The organism is Paenibacillus tyrphae (genome assembly GCF_000722545.1).
GTDB lineage: Bacteria > Bacillota > Bacilli > Paenibacillales > NBRC-103111 > Paenibacillus_G > Paenibacillus_G tyrfis.
The window spans coordinates 486479-502994 of sequence record NZ_JNVM01000010.1 but is presented as its reverse complement, the minus strand read 5'-3'; the positions used below and the strand labels follow the sequence as shown (position 1 = coordinate 502994).

The 16516-nt window shown below is 55.1% G+C and carries 12 protein-coding genes; 4 read left to right on the top strand and 8 right to left on the bottom strand.

The window, feature by feature from the left end:
- On the top strand, positions 1-189 hold a 189-nt coding region (locus tag ET33_RS39750; RefSeq protein ID WP_235206715.1), incomplete at its 5' end, for a hypothetical protein.
- Between the two features lie 22 nt (positions 190-211).
- Here ET33_RS39750 and ET33_RS14705 read toward each other — a convergent pair.
- The 3 genes from ET33_RS14705 to ET33_RS14695 all read right to left on the bottom strand — a co-directional run bounded on the left by ET33_RS14705 (position 212) and on the right by ET33_RS14695 (position 7795).
- Positions 212-5575 carry a S8 family serine peptidase gene (locus ET33_RS14705; RefSeq protein ID WP_036682449.1) on the bottom strand — a complete coding sequence of 1788 codons (5364 nt, stop codon included), beginning with the start codon at positions 5573-5575 and terminating at the stop codon, positions 212-214.
- A gap of 375 nt (positions 5576-5950) precedes the next feature.
- Positions 5951-7249 carry an alpha-glucosidase/alpha-galactosidase gene (melA, locus tag ET33_RS14700; RefSeq protein ID WP_036682447.1) on the bottom strand — a complete coding sequence of 433 codons (1299 nt, stop codon included), beginning with the start codon at positions 7247-7249 and terminating at the stop codon, positions 5951-5953.
- 117 nt (positions 7250-7366) lie between these two features.
- Positions 7367-7795, bottom strand: a complete 429-nt coding sequence (locus tag ET33_RS14695; protein WP_036682444.1) for a disulfide oxidoreductase — start codon at positions 7793-7795, stop codon at positions 7367-7369.
- A gap of 61 nt (positions 7796-7856) precedes the next feature.
- Between ET33_RS14695 and ET33_RS14690 the strand changes: the two genes are divergently transcribed.
- Together ET33_RS14690 and ET33_RS14685 are read left to right on the top strand one after the other, a co-directional pair.
- Positions 7857-8717: an AraC family transcriptional regulator gene (locus tag ET33_RS14690; protein ID WP_036682441.1), complete on the top strand. Its 861-nt coding sequence runs from the start codon at positions 7857-7859 to the stop codon at positions 8715-8717.
- Between the two features lie 77 nt (positions 8718-8794).
- A complete protein-coding gene (locus tag ET33_RS14685; protein WP_051775340.1) occupies positions 8795-9298 on the top strand; it encodes a hypothetical protein in 504 nt (167 codons plus the stop codon).
- A 70-nt stretch (positions 9299-9368) separates the two neighbouring features.
- On the opposite strand, the gene ET33_RS14680 is transcribed toward ET33_RS14685, so the two are convergent.
- The 3 genes from ET33_RS14680 to ET33_RS14670 form a co-directional block, all read right to left on the bottom strand.
- A complete protein-coding gene (locus ET33_RS14680) occupies positions 9369-10586 on the bottom strand; it encodes a glucose 1-dehydrogenase (protein ID WP_036682439.1) in 1218 nt (405 codons plus the stop codon).
- The gene (locus ET33_RS14675) at positions 10583-12622 is read right to left on the bottom strand and encodes a glycoside hydrolase family 15 protein (protein ID WP_036682437.1); all 2040 of its coding nucleotides are present in this window, start codon (positions 12620-12622) and stop codon (positions 10583-10585) included. The genes ET33_RS14680 and ET33_RS14675 overlap by 4 nt, the downstream gene beginning before the upstream one ends.
- Before the next feature lie 295 nt (positions 12623-12917).
- A complete protein-coding gene (locus ET33_RS14670) occupies positions 12918-13355 on the bottom strand; it encodes a hypothetical protein (protein WP_036682434.1) in 438 nt (145 codons plus the stop codon).
- Between the two features lie 222 nt (positions 13356-13577).
- Here ET33_RS14670 and ET33_RS14665 point away from each other — a divergent pair, with 222 nt between their 5' ends.
- On the top strand, positions 13578-14192 hold the full coding sequence (locus ET33_RS14665; protein WP_235206714.1) for a helix-turn-helix domain-containing protein: 615 nt from the start codon (positions 13578-13580) through the stop codon (positions 14190-14192).
- Positions 14193-14459: 267 nt separating this feature from the next.
- Here ET33_RS14665 and ET33_RS14660 read toward each other — a convergent pair whose 3' ends face one another.
- Positions 14460-15719 carry a helix-turn-helix domain-containing protein gene (locus tag ET33_RS14660; RefSeq protein ID WP_036682428.1) on the bottom strand — a complete coding sequence of 420 codons (1260 nt, stop codon included), beginning with the start codon at positions 15717-15719 and terminating at the stop codon, positions 14460-14462.
- Entirely contained in the window at positions 15716-16387 is a 672-nt protein-coding gene (locus ET33_RS14655) for a class I SAM-dependent methyltransferase (RefSeq protein WP_036682426.1), read from the bottom strand. The genes ET33_RS14660 and ET33_RS14655 overlap by 4 nt, the downstream gene beginning before the upstream one ends.
- Positions 16388-16516: the final 129 nt, after the last annotated feature.

Below are 16516 nucleotides of genomic sequence, written 5' to 3'. Positions count from 1 at the left end.
GACTTACAGGAATACTTTGAAATCCGTGAAAATACCGCTAATTCTAATCAAGTTCACGGGTTTCAAGAGCGGCTGGAGGGATATACCCCACCGCGTATGCAGAGAATTTCTACGCGAAGCGGGTTTCTCGACAAGCTAAGACCCCTGCGGCTAACCGCAGAGGTCTTTCAACTGGTACGCATCGCATAAGCCGAAATGAAGTAGCCTTCGCTTACTTGATCGTAATTTTGTGCACCGCCGTATTTTGAGCCCCTTTATCGTCGGTGACGGTCAGCTGCACCGTATAAGTTCCAGCCGTTGTAAAACGGTGCTTCGCTTTGACGCCGGTGGACGTTCCGCCGTCGCCGAACTTCCATTCGTAACGGACGATTTTTCCGTCCGGATCGCGGGAGGCAGAGCCGTCAAACGTAACCTGCTGCTTCTTCTTTGCCGTATCCGGCGCAGAAATGGCCGCAACCGGTGGCACATTGGCCGGAGGCTGGGTGCTGGTTACGTACACTTTGCCGGGCGCTTCGAATTCCGCTTGGTTGCCTGCCCGATCCCAGACGCGGACAACGACGACTCCGCCGTTAAGCACTAAGGACGATGGGGTCTGATAAGTGCCCTCGTAGTGTCCCGGTCTCGTTTCCGTCAACGGAATCTCGTTTCGCGCCTTGCTGCTCAGCAGAAGCGGCACTTCGACGCGGAAAGAGGCATTCAGGCCGGGCGCGCTGTCGAAGGAGACATGAAGCGGCTCTCCTGCCTTAAGACGAACATCGGCCGCAGGCGAAAGATTATTGATTTTCGGCAGGGACAGATCGACGTACACGGAACGGGTGACCGTCGTTTCATTGTCGGCAAGGTCTTTCGCCGTTACCGTAACAAGGTTCTGGCCTGGATTGATCAAAATGCGGTGAGCGAAGGTGCCGTCGTTGCCAATCTCGGCCCGCTGCCCGTTCACCGTCAGCGTGCTGAGGAACTGGTCGGTTGCCGTCCCCGTAACATGAAGCACCTCACTATTGGTTCTTGCTCCCTCCACCGGAGAGAGAACGACCAGTTCCGGCGGTGTTTGGTCCAGCGTGACCGTGACGGGCTCCGAACGGTCCGTCGCTTTGCCGCCTACGACCGCTTCGGCGCTCAGCAGGTTCGCCCCGGGCTTAAGCTGCACGGTCAAGCTGAACTGTCCGTTCTGCACGGTCGCGGTTCCTGCCAATTCCGTCCCGTTATACAACTGGACGGTCGCTCCGTTTGCCGGCGAAGTTCCCGTGACGGCAACGGTCGGCTGCTTCGTGTAGAGGTCATCGGCAGGCGCCGTAATGACGGGAGCGTTCACCGAATAGCGAACGATCGCGCGGATCATGTAGTTGCCCTCTTCTTTGGGAGAAGCGCTCCACACGCCGCTGACGCGCTGCCAGCTGCGCAGTGCATTCTTCCCGTTCTCGTCGGTTGCGAGCCCAGGCGAATTCGGATTGGCAACAGTCTGGATATAGACGACGTAGAAGTCGCCCTGTACGGTCACGGGGTCGGCCAAATCCAGCGTCGTCCATTGATTGTTGCGAAGCGCGGTGCCGTCGAACGGACCGGCAAGCTGACGTCCGGGAGCCCCACCGGCGCCGGAAGCGTCATAAATGGCGTATTTGAACGCCGTCCCGCCTGGCTGCGGCCATTCCGTGTTCCAGAAGCGGAGCGATACGCCCGTCACTTGCGCGGAACCGGACTCCGGCGTCATCCGAACGGCCCAAGCATTGTCGGCCGCATTGAAAGCTCTGGCATTTTCGGGCGTGCCGTCGTCGTAGGCGATTTCACCGGGGAAGCCGATGAACGGTTTCAGAGTGACCGGAAGCTCCACGGTGCCTTTCGGCGTAACGGTGACCTTCGCGGTTTTGCTATAGTAATCCTGTGCCGAAATGGAGAGCGTATAGGTGCCTTCCATCACATCCAGATTGAACCCGCCATAGGCATTCGTCGTCACAGGGGCGACTCTGGGATCTTCCAGGAGAAGCACGACTGCGCCTGCAATCGGCTGACCGGTACGCTCATCCTTCACGGTGCCGTTAATCTGGCCGTGAGGAATGGCTTCCAGATTAAAGTTGGCTTTGACGTTGGTCCTGTCGGTAATCGTGACCGACTGTGTCCGCGGATAATACCCGTAAGCTTCCGCTTTCAAAGTGTAGCTGCCTGCCACATGATTCAAGCTGTAGCGTCCGGTAGAGGCATCCGTTTTGACGGAACGGCCGGTCTCAAGCACGGTGACGGTTGCGCTCGCAGGCAAGCTTTCCGTTCCGATGCTGCCGTTGTTCACGACAGGCTTGAACTCGCTCTTCTCGGTTCTCGAGATTTTGTAAAGCGGATTGTCATAAACGGGCTTCGGCTTTTGCAGATTCAGCTCGGGAGCCGTATTCTGCGTCTGCACGGCGGTCGTCACATTTAGTACTTGGAAATTGTCAATGTACCATCCGGCTTTCGTTACGGTGCCGTCGCTCTTCAGCCTGAAGCGGATTTTCACTTCGTTCCCGGTGTATTTGTCTAGATTGTAATAAACGGGGCTCCATTGCTTTCCGTTCGTGCTATGCGAAAATTTGCCCAGCTCGGACCAGGTGTCTCCCCCGTTTGTGGATATTTCCACATATCCGTAATCGTAGCCGCTTTCGATTTCATACCAGTGCTGGAACGCCAGCGTCGCATTCGTCACATTCGTCAGATTGATGCTCGGGGAGACCAGCGAAGCATCCGCATTGTTCTCGTAAGTCCCGTCCAGATCGGTTCCCCATACGTTAGGCTTGGATACGGCTTCAGCCGGTCCGGGAGCAGAAGGTACTCCCCGTTCCCATTCGTCTTTGGCTCCACTGTGAGTCCAGCCGTTATCCGTATCCGAATCGAAAGAGTCGCTGAACAGGACAGCGGGACGACGAACGGTCAGCGAGACTTCGTTCGACTTGACGCTTTCGTTACCGCTGTAATCCTTGGCGGTCACGGCATAATAGTAGGTGGTATTCTCCACCGTATTCGTATCGGTATACGTTGCCGACGTCACCGTGCTGATGGCTTCATAACCCGAACCGGAGCGTGTGGAACGGTACACCTTATACTCCTTCAGATCTTCATCGGCGGGTGGAGTCCAAGTCAGCGTGACATTGCCGACAGGGTCCGCCGAAGCGCTCAAACTGCCAGGGGCTGCCGGGGCGGTACGATCCGGCGGCTGGATGGAAAGATCGTCGATATACCATCCCGCCTTCTGCATCGAGGCGTCGCTGGTCAGATTGAACATCAGGGAAATTTCTTGGCCCGCGTAAGGCTTCAAATCCACATACTGCGTTTTCCAGCCTCCGCTGCTGCCCGTGAAGGTTAACAGCGGCACGAAGGCATCGTCGCTGGACTTGGAGGCGATGTACACCTTGCCGAAGTCGATATTATTTTCCAAGTCGTACCAATGCTTGAAGGAAAGCAGCGCTCCTTCCGGACTTGTCGTAAGATCGATCGGTGGGGCTAGCAAATAGGAATTGGCGTTGGCCGGATAAGTGCCTGTCAGATTGGTGGCGACCACCTTTTGTCCGGAATAAGCGCGTCCCGGACCGCTGGTCGGAACGCCCCAAGCCCAAGTATTCCCTTCGCCTCCCGTGGTAAAGCCCATAAAATCTTTCTCGAAATCCTGAAAATATCCCGGCTTGACGCCGCTGGATACCGGGATTTTATAAACGTTGCTGTTAAAGCCGTTGTTGCCGTAATCGTTTACGCGGATATAATATTCCAGCCCTTTCGTATCAAGCAGAAACGCTGGGATCGTCGCTTCATAGATACCGTCCTTGCTGTCGCCCGACTTGCGCTCCATCGGAATGTACGTATAATGGTCCGTTCCGGAAACTTTGGCAAACAATTCGACGGCGTTCACAGCCACATTATCGGTAACATGGGCAGACACCCGGGCATCCAGCCCTTTGAAAACGAGAGTCAAAGGCGTATGCTCCAGTACGGGAGGTTCGTCATCGTCCCCGGCGACTACGACCTTGCCGGATACGGTGCCGACTCCCTGCAGGACGGACCCGACCGCATCAAGCGCGTTGACGATGCCGTGACCGTATCCGTTGTTCGGGGTCGCAGGATATTGGCTATCCGTTCGCTTGGTTGCCGTATCCATAAGGATTTGCTCGAGTTGATCCACCGTCAGGGAATGGTTGGCTTGCAGCAGAAGCCCGGCAATCGCGGTCGTATGCGGACCGGCCATGGAGGTACCGTTCCAGCCGCCCTCATATTTTCCGCCCGGAACGGAAGAACGGATGTTGACCCCGGGAGCCGAAACCTCCGGTTTAATCTCGCCGTAAGGAGAAGGACCGAGGAGTGAGAAATCGGCCAAATTCTTGTTGATGTCGGTCGCTCCGGTGGCGAACGCTTCCGGATAGTTGGCCGGATTGGCTACAGAGCCGGGTCCGCCGGGATTCGTCGCTTTCTTGTTCCCTGCTGAAAATTCGGGGAAAATTTGCGCGTCCCGCCAAGCTCGAACCATAGGCCGGAACCATTCGTCGAGTCCCGCGCCGCCGCTCCAAGAGTTGTTCACGACATCCGGCGCCAGCTCGGGGTGAAGATTGCCTTGCGCATCTTTGGGAGCCAGCAGCCATTGGGCGCCGTCAAGAATAATGGCGTCGGTCGTGCTCGGATTGAAAATCCGCACCGCGATCCATTTGGCCCCGGGGGCGACGCCGATTTGGTTCGAACCGTTCACTTCCGAACCGACCATCGTTCCCATCGTATGGGTGCCGTGGCCGTCTCCGTCCGCAGGCAGCGGCGATCTGCTGTGGGGGTCGTACCAGCTCAGCTCCGGATTCACGACATTCCCGGAAGCGTCCAGTCCCCGCCACTTGCGCTGCAGCGCGGGATGCGTGTACTCCACGCCCGAATCGAGGTTGGCCACAACGATGCCGGTGCCGTCAATGCCCTTCGCCCAAACCTCGGGAGCATTGACCTGCGAGATGTTCCACTCCACATTGTCCGGCTTGATGGCATCCGGTTTCACATGGTCCTGTTTGACTGCATCTGTTTTTGCCGCGGCCTCTTTGTCGATTTCCACTTTATCCAGGAATCGCTCTTCATTCGGCAAAATTTTGTCGACTTCCGGGAGCTGGGCGATATTGTCCATGACGGATTTGCTGCTCGTTACCGCCATGGCATTGACAATATAGAAGCTCTTATAGTCCTTGACTCCCCCCTGCTCAAGCTCTTTCTTCAGATAGTGTTCCAAAGATTGCTGCGAGCGGGAAGCCGTTTCGCGGAGCGAGCTGACAACGGAGCTCCGTCTGGCGAGCTTGATTGCGGCCGGTGTGGCCTTTTCGAGAGTCAACTTTTGCAGGGCATTTTTGGAAGCGGCTGTCGTATCCGCCTGCTCTTTCATTTTAACGAGGTAAGTGACGTATTCGTCATCGGCAAACTGCTTGCTGAGCTTCGAAGAAATTTTATCGATGGCGATGCGGGGAGAGCTGGATTTGAGATCGGTCTTTTGAGAGACGCTTGTGTTATCGGCACTGGCCGGATAACTGAAGGTGAGGGAAAGAAGAATGGCCATCCCCAGGGAAAGATGCTTGCTTAACTTTTTGTGCTTCAACAATATTCATCCGCTCCTTTGACTTGGTTTCAGCAAATTCGTGGCAGCCTCCAGAGAACATCTGCGGATTCTGGTTGCTTTCAAGTCATGCCTTACCGGAATGAGAGTTTGCGGACAATCACCTCCAAGCAGGGACGGAGCAAGGGAATTCGTTTGTCAAAGCATATCCCTATGAGATTTTAATAGAGTAGTTGATAATGATGATAGTATAATATTGTAAAATAAGATGTACAAGAACAATTATGTAAATTTATACAATAAAATAAAAAAATGGTATGCAAGCACTACAAAAAAGCGCCCAAGAGATCGATAGTCCGGCCCCTTCGCGCGCTTGAAAATTTTCAATGTATCTTATTTACCATACTTTCGACAGCTTATTCACCGATATTTCGGCAGCCAATCGCCATGAGCCTCGATCAGATCGTCGCACAGCGCCACGATGTCGTCGATCGACAGCTCTGCCGACGTGTGCGGGTCCAGCAGCGCGGCATGGTAGATGTGCTCTTTTTTGCCGGTGATGGCCGCTTCCAGCGTCAGCAGCTGAGTGTTGATGTTCGTGCGGTTGAGCGCGGCAAGCTGCGGCGGCAGATCCCCGACATACGTTGGCGTCACGCCGCTCGCATCAACAAGGCACGGTACCTCGACGCACGCTTCCTTCGGCAAATTCGTGATAAGTCCGGTATTCATCACGTTGCCGCCGATCTTGAACGGCTTATCCGTCTCCATCGCTTCGAGCATATACGATGCGTACTCATGCGAACGGCTGTGTGTCAGGCTCTTGTCGTTGACCAGTTCCTCGCGCATCGTCTTCCATTTCTCGATCTGGTGGATGCAGCGGCGCGGGTATTCGTCCAGCGGAATGTTGAACTGCTCGATCAGCTCGGGATACTTCTTCTTGATAAAGTAAGGGTGATATTCGGCGTTATGCTCCGAGGATTCCGTGACATAATAGCCAAATCGGAACATCAGCTCGTAGCGCACCATATCCCCATGCTTCTCCTTCTGCTTCTCCGAAGCGCGGCGCTTGATCTCGGGATACAGGTCTACGCCGTCCTTCGTCGCCTCCAGCAGCCAAGCCATATGGTTGATGCCTGCGATCTTCGCCTGCACCCCATCGCTGTCCAGCCCCAAGCAGTGGAACAGATGCGGCACGCAGGCCTGTACGCTGTGGCACAGCCCCACCGTCTTGACACCGCCGTATGTAATCATCGCATTGGTCAAGACCGCCATCGGGTTCGTGTAATTGAAGAACCAAGCGTCCGGACAAACCTCTTGGATGTCCTTAGCAAAATCCAGCATGACCGGTATGGTGCGCAGGTTCCGAAAAACGCCGCCGATCCCTATCGTATCGGCAATCGTTTGACGAAGGCCGTACTTCTTAGGAATTTCAAAATCCGTAATCGTGCAAGGATCGTACCCGCCGACCTGGATGGCGTTCACGACATATTTCGCGCCGCGCAGCGCTTCCTTCCGGTTCGTATACGCTTTCACCGTGCAGCCGCTGCCGAGCGAGCTTTTCAGATTGTTCAGCATGTTCTCGGAATCCTTCAATCGCTCCAAGTCGATGTCGAACAATGCCAGCTCGAACTCCTGCAGCGCCGGCGTGAGCATGACGTCGCCGAGCACGTTTTTGGCGAATACGGTACTGCCTGCCCCAAGAAAAGTAATCTTTGCCATCTTTTTTTGCCTCCCCGCTTGTGGAAACGTCATTGTCTTGCTGCTTTGACTATACTCCGCTTCGCCGGGAATGCATATGGACACAAACCACTTTCGTATGGAGAAATGTAGTTCGCCTTATTTCTTTTCAGCAACCCACATCAAAATTTGCAGAACCGTAATCAGCACGAATGCGACCAGCGCCAGGAACGGAATCGTGACGAACCCGAACCAATCGATATAGTCCAAGTCGCATGGAACCGGGCCGCACGCCGCTGCTCCGGTCTTGAACCAGTCGGTCTTCTGCATGAGGTAATGGTATAGCGAAATGCCTCCGCCCCAAATGGACATCGGCAGAACATACAGGTACATATGTCGTTCCTTGCGCACGGCTGCGATGCCCAGTATAATCACGAGTGGATACATCAGGATGCGCTGGTACCAGCACAGCTTGCATGGGGTAAACTGCATAATCTCCGAAAAATACAGGCTCCCCAGCGTAGCCGTGAGCGCCACAACCCATGACAGATGGTGCCCGTTCTCCCGGATGGTCTGTCTCCATTTCATTCGACGATCTCTCCCTTCTTTCTTGTCTACATCATATCAGAACTGACGGAGGTGTACCATCATAGCTCACGTCTATCACGAGGCGGCGTTTAACCCTCACCCCGGCAAAGGCGAGCTGACCGCGCTGTTCGCTGGCCACGCCCAGACCGCGGTGCAGCACAAGGTCGGACCGCAGGTGCTGGACTATTATCTGGTGCATACGGTCGTTTCGGGCCGGGGCAATTTTCGCTGCCTGCATCGGGATTACCGTCTGGAACGAGGGAGCAGCTTCTTTATTTTTCCCGGCGAGCTGGTCACCTACGTTTCGGATTCTTCGGAGCCGTGGGCGTACCGCTGGGTCGGCTTCAAGGGCGAACGGGCGGCCGAGTTTTTGAGCAAGGCCGGCATCTCCCCGGATAAACCGGTGATTTCCTCCGACCGGCTGCGCCGATTGACAGCGCTTTATTATCAATTGGAAAAGACGCTGCAGCTCGCCAAACCCGGCTGCGATATGCAAGCAGGCGGCTACTTGCGCCTCATGTTCGGCGAATACGCACAGGACCGGATGCGCGAGGAGGTGCCGAAAGAGGAAGGCTCCGTTATTCAGCAGCAGGTGGAACAGGCGATTCGGTGGTTGACGTTGCAGTATTACCAGCCGATCTCCATCGAGCAGATGGGCCGAACGCTCGGATACCACCGGACGCACCTGTCCAAAATGTTCAAGCAGCACACCGGCCTATCGCCCATGCAGTTTTTGTTGAAAATTCGCATGGAACGGGCGAAGCTGCTGCTTCAGGGGCCACTGACGATTGAGCAGGTCGCTTCCTCCGTCGGCTTCGGCGATGCGCTGTACTTTTCCAAGCAGTTCAAAAAATATTGCGGGCGCTCGCCCTCCGAATACCGTCTCAGCCATCAGGTCCATCCGTACGACTGCGAAGGCTAGCAACCTTTGAGCGGACTGGCGCGTCTTGAGGGGAGGAAGACTCCAACACCCGAGCGGAAAGGAGAACTATGTTCCCGATGAGACGCTATTTCCCGGCAGCCTTGCTTCTGATCTGGGTCCTTGGGCTGATATGGCCTGTGGGAGAGGCAAACGCGCTATCCTGCGCCAGACAACCGTCCGTCAATGAAGAATTCGCCCGCAGCACGGTCGTATTTCACGGCAAAGCCGTTGGCGAGAGAAAAAACGGAGCAACCACGTTCGAGGTGACAGAAGCCTGGAAAGGCGTCGCTTCCGGCAAAATCGACGTGCGGGTAAGTACCATGTGGATGCCGGTGCAGCAAGGCGAGGCGTATCTCGTCTACGCCGCCCAGAAAAACGGGGTGCTGACCGCGCACCTCTGTGGCCGAACTGCGCTGTGGGAGCAGGGACTCGCAGATACGGCGTCATTTCCCCCGACATCGGCTACGTTAAAAAAACCCCCGGCAGCACCTTGGAGCTTGACGGTTGCAGGAGCGATCGCGGCACTCGTATGTTTGGTTATGCTGACGAGCTTCATCGTTGCTCGCCGTGATCCCAAATAAGATAAGCGGACAGTCCTTTGCCAGAAGGCGCTGTCCGCTTATTTTCTACGCATGTTAGAAAAACAGTGCCTTACACCGAGAAGCTGTACGCCACCTCGTCCGCTTCGTGCCGGACCAGTCCGGACCATTGCTCCCTCGGTACAAGATCGACCACGGCTTTGACGGCGATCCGGCCGAAATCCAGCTGTGGCACCTGCTGAAGCGTCAGCCGGTCGGTCATCAGTCTGCCCAGCAGGCCGGGAAAACGGGCTTCCATCTGCTTCAACCGGTACAGCCCGGTTTCAAAATCCTTGCGCGACGCGTTCACCGAGCCGAGCACGCATTTATTCTCCAGCACCAGCTCCTGGTTAATCTGATCGGAGGAAATCCGGATGCTCCGGTTGCCTGGGGTTACCCCGAGGAGCGCCAGCACGCCGTTCGGCCCCAAGGCGGCCATCGCGTCGAACGCGAGCGGGCTGTAGCCCGTGCATTCGAAGATGAGGTCCGCGCGCCGGCCGTTTCGCTGCAGGAACGTTCCCAGCGCGGATACGGCGGGAGCTGCCCCGGAGCCCGCCGGGGCGGCCGCTTCGTCTTCCGCCCGCGCGTACGTCGCTCCGCAGGCCCGCACCAGCTCGGCCCCGATCGAATCGTCCGGCGACTTGGACCATACCACGGTATCCAGGCCCAGACACCGGCACGTCAGCGCAGCGAGCAGCCCAAGCGGCCCCGAGCCGAGCACCACCGCCGTCCTCGGCTGCCAGACGAGCCGCTGCTGAATGCGCTGCACTTCGTTCCATACTTTCTCGACAATGCTCTGCGGCTCGGCCAAGATCCCGTAGGCGAGACTTCCCGCGGGCACCTTGACCAAATATCTCGCATCCTCGACATAATAGTCGGATAAATACCCATGGGCGCCCCGAATGCCGCGTTCCGTATACTTCCCCGTTTCACAAAAGTCCTGCTGCCCGTTGCGGCAGTTGACGCATTCCGGTTCCGCGCACGGCCTGCGCACCAAGGCGCAGACCGCGTCTCCCGGCGCGAACCCCGTGGCCGGGTCCGCCTCTTCCACGACGCCAAGCGATTCGTGCCCGATCGTCAGCGACGTTTCGCCCGCCGGCGGCACGCCGTACTTTTCGCTCATAATCTCGCGGTCCGTCCCGTCAAGCCCGATGCAGAGCACGCGGACGAGCACGTCCGTCTTCGTCTGCCGCCCGAGACGCTCGACCTCGACCAGCTCCAGCTTCGGCGAAGCTGCCCCGGCACCCGCTCCACCTGCGGGTGCAAGGCCGGTTACGCGCACCGCCTTCATCGCTTCTCCCCCGCCGCATGGAGCAGCTTCGCGTCGCTTCGATCCTCGCGGCCCCGTTCCTGGTGCCGGAACAGCTTCAGCTTCGCCAAATATTCCTGCACCACCTTGACGAACGTCGCGTGGGACCAGGTCAGCGGCGAAACGGACATCGGCTCGCCGCTGAACGGATGCACCTGTTCGGCCAAAATCCCCGAAGGCAGCGCATGGCTCATCGTCCATCGCAGCAGATCCTCCGCCTCCTTCAGCTCCGCTTCGCTCTTCGCCGCGGCAATCACGTATTCCGCATACCAGAGCGTGCAAATAAACCACGGGTTGCCCGGCACCTTGGAAACATCCTTCGTCACCTGATGATAATAATCGTTGGAATACCGGGCGAGCCCTCCCACTTCCGTCTGTACCCAGAGCTGCTTACGGATTGCTTTCATGGTGGAAACAACCCGCGGGTCGTCCGGCTCAAACATCCCGAAGTCGAATATCGCGTACATGCTCGCATCTAGCGTTAAATCCGGCTCGTACGCCTGCTTCTCGTCATTCCAATAGAGCGAACGGATAAACCGCAGCTCCTCCTCGGAATAAAGCGAGTGCTCGACCGCCTGCTTCACGCTGCCCGCCTTATCCCGGTAGTGCATCGCCCTCAGCTTGTCCCCGAAATGCTCGGCGAAGCCCGCGGCGGCAAGCAGCCCCGCATAGACGCTCGCAACCGTGAACAAATGCACGCCGTAACGTTCCTCCCACAGGTCGTGCGAAGGCAGCGGCAATCCCGAAGCATCGGTATACCGCGCTATAAAATCGGCCGAAGGCAGGACGAGGTTGTCGTAATCGTCGCGCGCTTCGTCCAGTGTCCGAGCCTGCCGGTGATGATGCCACAGCGCGAACAGCACAAGCGCCGTCTCGTCCTCCTGGATGGCAAGCTGCTTCTCGCCGCGGGCATTGACCCACGGGTGCCAGCTTGAACCGACGGACCCGTCCGGGTTGTACTTGTGGAGCAAGTAGCCGTCCTCCGACAATCCCCCCTTGCAAAACTGGAAAAATCGTTTCGTCAGCGCATGGTAGCCGCTTCGGTCAAGCGCATGCGCGATCAGCGCGCCGTCCCGCGGCCACATGTACGAATACGTGTCTCGTGCAAACTTCAAAATATCCGAATCGTTAGCAGCCAGAATGGCCCCCCGGTTGTCCGTATTCGTGCGGACCACGAGCAGGCTGCGTTTGTAAAAGGAAGCGATGTCCGGCTCAAGCAGCTTCAAATCGTGCCGGTCGTGTCCGAGCCACTGCCCCCAGTAGTTGTACGTGCGCTGCAGCAGCGCTTGCGGCGTAGCCGAACGGACCGTGCGTTCCAGCTTGCGGAGTTCCTGATCTTCCCGGGCGAAGCAAATCCAGAACCAGGCTTCCTTCGCCCCCTTGGCCGGTACCCGCAAGAGCAGCTCGACCGTTCCGTCAACCGACCCTTGCGCAATCGGATTGCCGCCGAGCCGTCCGTCTTCCGCATCCCGCCATGTCCCTTCGAGCCGGTTCATTTCCTTTTGCCCGGTCGCATACGAAGTAATTCCCGCTTCCTTCTGATCCTGCCCCCGGCCCGACAACGACAAGTACCGGTGCCCCTTGTAAAATACAAGCGATCTTAATTCCGGATCGTAGTAGACCGTATCGCCCATGCCGTTGCCGTACAAATGCAGGTCCAGATGGAAATACAGTTTCACCTCGCGTTCCCGGTCCCAGTCGTTTTCCACGATCACCTTACGGATGAATACATTCTCCTGTACGTCCACGCCATCGCGGAGCTGTAGCCTGAGGCCGAGCCGCTCGTGCGTGCAGTCGACGTTCGTAATCAGGGTATCGTTCAAATAGCCGGACTGCTTCTTCAGCTCCGGGTGATCGATCCAGAAAAAATCTTCCGCCGTCCATACGCCAAAATGCGATAAATGATCCAGCGCTTGATTCTCCTGACCGACATAAGGGAAATAAATATCCCGAACATTGTAATGGACGTCAAAATTCATAAGCACGTTGCCGTTGCCTATAGGCAAATCACGGGCCATAACGCTTCATCCCCTTCCTGCTCACCCTAATTTTCCCCATGAGTGGAAGGAATTTATGCATTCGACATAAAAACCCGTCGCATCCTTTGGTATATTATGGTATACTAAAAGTAAATGTAAGAAAAACTTTTATCGAAGTCTATTCATGGATGAGCGACCGCGGTTTAGCGGAAGTTTTTCTTGTGATATAGAATTTGTTCAGCTTCGCTGAAAATTTATAAATTCTATATCGTTAAGAAAAGGCCGACCTGTAGAGGCCAGCCTTCGTATGAATATGGTTATGGGCAAGTGCCGCTTATTTGCGTTTTCTTCCGTGTTTCACTAAGGTCATGCGACGGGTGTGGCGCAGCCAGGAGTAATAGGCTTTCAAATCACGAAGTTGTATATCCTGAGACACGCGGCCCAAGAACGTCACGACAATCATTTTATGCAGAGGATTGCCTGCGATATCGGTTTCATCCTTCAATTCAACAAACTCGGCGACCATCACAAGGTCATCGTCAATCAGGTAAACATCTTTTTCATTTGCATAATAAGGTTGGACTTTACAGTTCTTCAGTCTTTCCCACAAAAAGGAGCAAATATGTTCAATTCCGCCCTGCTCGTTCTCCACACGCTCCGACCATCGGCTGAGCGCATGGCTGGTAATGACGATATCTGCTACTTTATAACCATTAAATTCAATATAGTAGGGTTCGTAGGTGCTCCAACGGTTCATAACTTTGTCTCTCATTACAATCCCACCCCCTTTTGTAAAGCTAAAAAAGTGTGCTACTTCTAATGTAGTATTCGTATTACATAGAGTCAAGAGGCAGATCATCAGATAAACGCTTTTTTAGAAATTGCTATTTCTTTTCATACGTTTGTCCATTACAATAGTTTCAGAGAGGAGTGACCAGGTTTGGGACAACCAATTCCCGATTTCGGAAAATTTCTTGAGGGTCTTCGAGGTTCGATGTCTTTGCGAGAAGCGGCTCGCAAAAGCGGTCTTTCCCATGCCTACATTCGGGATCTTGAGCTTGAGCGAAATCGTTCGACCAATGACAAAATAACCCCGTCGCCTGACACGCTTCAGAAGCTGTCGGCTGCATACGGCTACCCCTATACCGACTTGATGATTAAGGCAGGGCATCTGATGAGCAGTCATGTTGCATCGTCATTCGCCCCCAAGCAAAACGAGGATATGGACCTGTCGAACGTTTACTTCATCGAGATCGGCATGAAAGAAATTACGTATTACCAGAAAGGAGCGACAATTACGAGGAGCATTGAGTCGCTGCTTGATTTCAGCAGCTTTTTGGACCGGTTGGAAGAGAACGATTTCAAGAAGATGGACACCGATCTTTACGTCAATTTCAATCACATCCGCAAATATGACGAACGGCACGGCCGGCTTTATTTTAATGAAAACGGCGAGGGACCGCACGTCACCATCTCAGCAATCCGCCAACGGAAATACCACGAACAACTTCTGCGCAAAGTGGCGATCAACACCAAAAAAAGCCTGGAATTTTCCTTCAGTAAAAGCGGCAAATCGGCAGCTTTCTCCACAGCGGAGAAGAACGTCTAGTTTCATCCTACACCAGTGTGCCTATCACCGCCCGCGAGCGCGAACGACTGCCGCGGGCTATTTTTGTATCCGATCCTGCCAGTAAGAGCGCGAGTAAATAGCGGTTTGTATTATTCTATGCTTCTGGCTCCCGTTTAGAATGGATTCGCTGAGAGTGTTCATAGTTTTTTAGCCGCTCGCCCTGGAGCTTGTCCTTCTTTATTGCTACCATACTCCAAATTAATCCACGTTACGAAATTTGTCACCCCCTTAAAAGTGTAACCTCCCTTAATAAATTCGCACCTGGGTACGAAACAGCTTCTCCGTATCCTCAGGCGCCATGTTGACTTTGGCCAGCAGCTTATACGCTTCCTTCAAGTATTCGACGGAATCCGTTCCCGGCTGCTCTTGAAAAAACTGAACGACCTCCAGCAGCATTCCGGTACAGCTCTCGTCCCCCAGAGCGAAGCGTGTTTCCGATAAAATCAGCTTGGCTATATGGATGTTACGGCTATTCCAGCTTTGCTCGATAATCTGGCGGCAGATCGTCTCCGCTTCCTCGTATTCTCCGCATCGGTTATGCAGCTTCGCCAGCCGCAGCCGCGCGATCTCGACAAAATAAGGCTGCTTGGTCGCCTCTCCGATTTCCAAAGAACGGCGCTGATGCTTGAAGGCCAGCTTGTACTCTCCCATATCAGCATACAAATCCCCGATATTATTGTTAAAGATCAGCTCAAACGACGGATGATACGCAAAATAAGCGGCAGTCTGCTTGTATTCTTCCTCCGCATCCGTATACTTCCCAACGGCCTGGTAGCTTTTGCCCAGCAGATTATGCGAGCGGAACCGGGAGATCGGGGAAAGCCTCTTCCTGCTTTTGACAGCCTGAAGGAGCGAAATGGCGGTATGGTATTCTCCGATTCCATAGCGATAGGCAGACATTGTCAGCTGAACCGAAATCGCAAGCTCCTGCGGAACGCTGTGCCGCTGCACAAGAGCGTAAGCTTCTTCAATCCATGCGGAGGCATGGCCCGGATCGATGTTCACATACATGAACGAAAGCCGGTTTAAGCCGGCGGCGAGCATGGGAATGTCCTGCAGCTCTCGGGCCAAATCAATCCATTGCTTGTATTCGATCTCGGCTTCCTTGAAATTTTGCCGAACGTCTTCGACAAATGCCTGTAGTGCATGCAGGTCGGCCCGGTACACCGGTTTTACCTCGAACCGTATCCCCTTCAACTGTTCCATCCACTTCCGGATCGTCTCGTAATCTCTTTCTTTCTCGTATCTCTCCTGGAGATAATCGAGAATAAGCCCCAGCGCTTTCTGGTCGGGGTCCTTCCGACTCATCCGTTCCAGCCAATCGAGAATCGGCATTCCAAGCCGGTCCAGCAGCTTTTCGACGATCGTGATGTGCGGAAAGTAGTCCTCATTTTCAATCCGTGAAATCATACTGCGGGTACAAATGCCCTCGGAAAGCTCCTTTTGCAGCATCGGGACGGCTTCGCGCCTGGAGCGAACGAGCTGTCCGAAATGATCCAGGTTCATAGCAAGCTTCCCTCCTTATCCGCTCCGATCATCCATAGATTGCTGCAGTACGATTTGGTGATCCAATCAAGCTTGGCATACGTCTCTTGAGAGATATGACGGCTTCGCGCGCCGGTCATGGATCGGATCTTCAGCCCGCAGTCCAAAAGCAGCCGATGCAGCTCGACCGGCATCAGCATATTGTAATTGGTCGGCTCGCCCCGTAGACGCTTCAGCGCATCTTCGTGCGGCAAATTACCGGGACCAAGGCAAGCGACGACCATTCCGCCTCCCGGCTTGATCACCCTGGCCATTTCACGAATCATTCCGTACGGATTCCGCACCCATTCCACCACCGTACAGCAGAAGACATAGTCGAAAGTCCCGTCTTCCTCGGGAATCGGGTCGCAATCCGATAAATACGCCTTGACCTGCCTTGCCTTGGCACTTTCGACCATGGCCGGAGAAATATCGATGCCCGTCGCGAGAAAGCCCATCTCGTTCAAGCGCTTCGTACCGGTCCCCGGCCCGCAGCCGACGTCAAGCACGCGCCGCCCTCCATCCCGGACCGCAAATTTCGCAAAATATTTTAGCAGCAAGCTTCGGCTGCCGTTATCCCACAAGTCTTCATTCGAAAAGAAGGCGCTAAATTCGTCCCACCATGCTCCGCTATAAACGTCAACCGTCATTAGGCGTATCCTCTCTTTGTCTGCAGACGATCGCTCCATCCCTCTTCGGACCGAGCCGTTCCTATGCCAAAACATGGCATAAGGTCGCTTGAAGTTCAACACGGACTCTTGTACACTGTAGCTTTGGAG

Bases quoted from the DNA above. Each gene is read 5' to 3' on its own strand.
- ET33_RS14685 (WP_051775340.1), top strand. From the start codon at position 8,795: ATGAGACGCTATTTCCCGGCAGCCTTGCTTCTGATCTGGGTCCTTGGG.
- ET33_RS14670 (WP_036682434.1), bottom strand. From the start codon at position 13,355: ATGAGAGACAAAGTTATGAACCGTTGGAGCACCTACGAACCCTACTAT.
- melA (WP_036682447.1), bottom strand. From the start codon at position 7,249: ATGGCAAAGATTACTTTTCTTGGGGCAGGCAGTACCGTATTCGCCAAA.
- ET33_RS14660 (WP_036682428.1), bottom strand. From the start codon at position 15,719: ATGAACCTGGATCATTTCGGACAGCTCGTTCGCTCCAGGCGCGAAGCC.
- ET33_RS14680 (WP_036682439.1), bottom strand. From the start codon at position 10,586: ATGAAGGCGGTGCGCGTAACCGGCCTTGCACCCGCAGGTGGAGCGGGT.
- ET33_RS14695 (WP_036682444.1), bottom strand. From the start codon at position 7,795: ATGAAATGGAGACAGACCATCCGGGAGAACGGGCACCATCTGTCATGG.
- ET33_RS14665 (WP_235206714.1), top strand. From the start codon at position 13,578: ATGTCTTTGCGAGAAGCGGCTCGCAAAAGCGGTCTTTCCCATGCCTAC.
- ET33_RS14655 (WP_036682426.1), bottom strand. From the start codon at position 16,387: ATGACGGTTGACGTTTATAGCGGAGCATGGTGGGACGAATTTAGCGCC.
- ET33_RS14675 (WP_036682437.1), bottom strand. From the start codon at position 12,622: ATGGCCCGTGATTTGCCTATAGGCAACGGCAACGTGCTTATGAATTTT.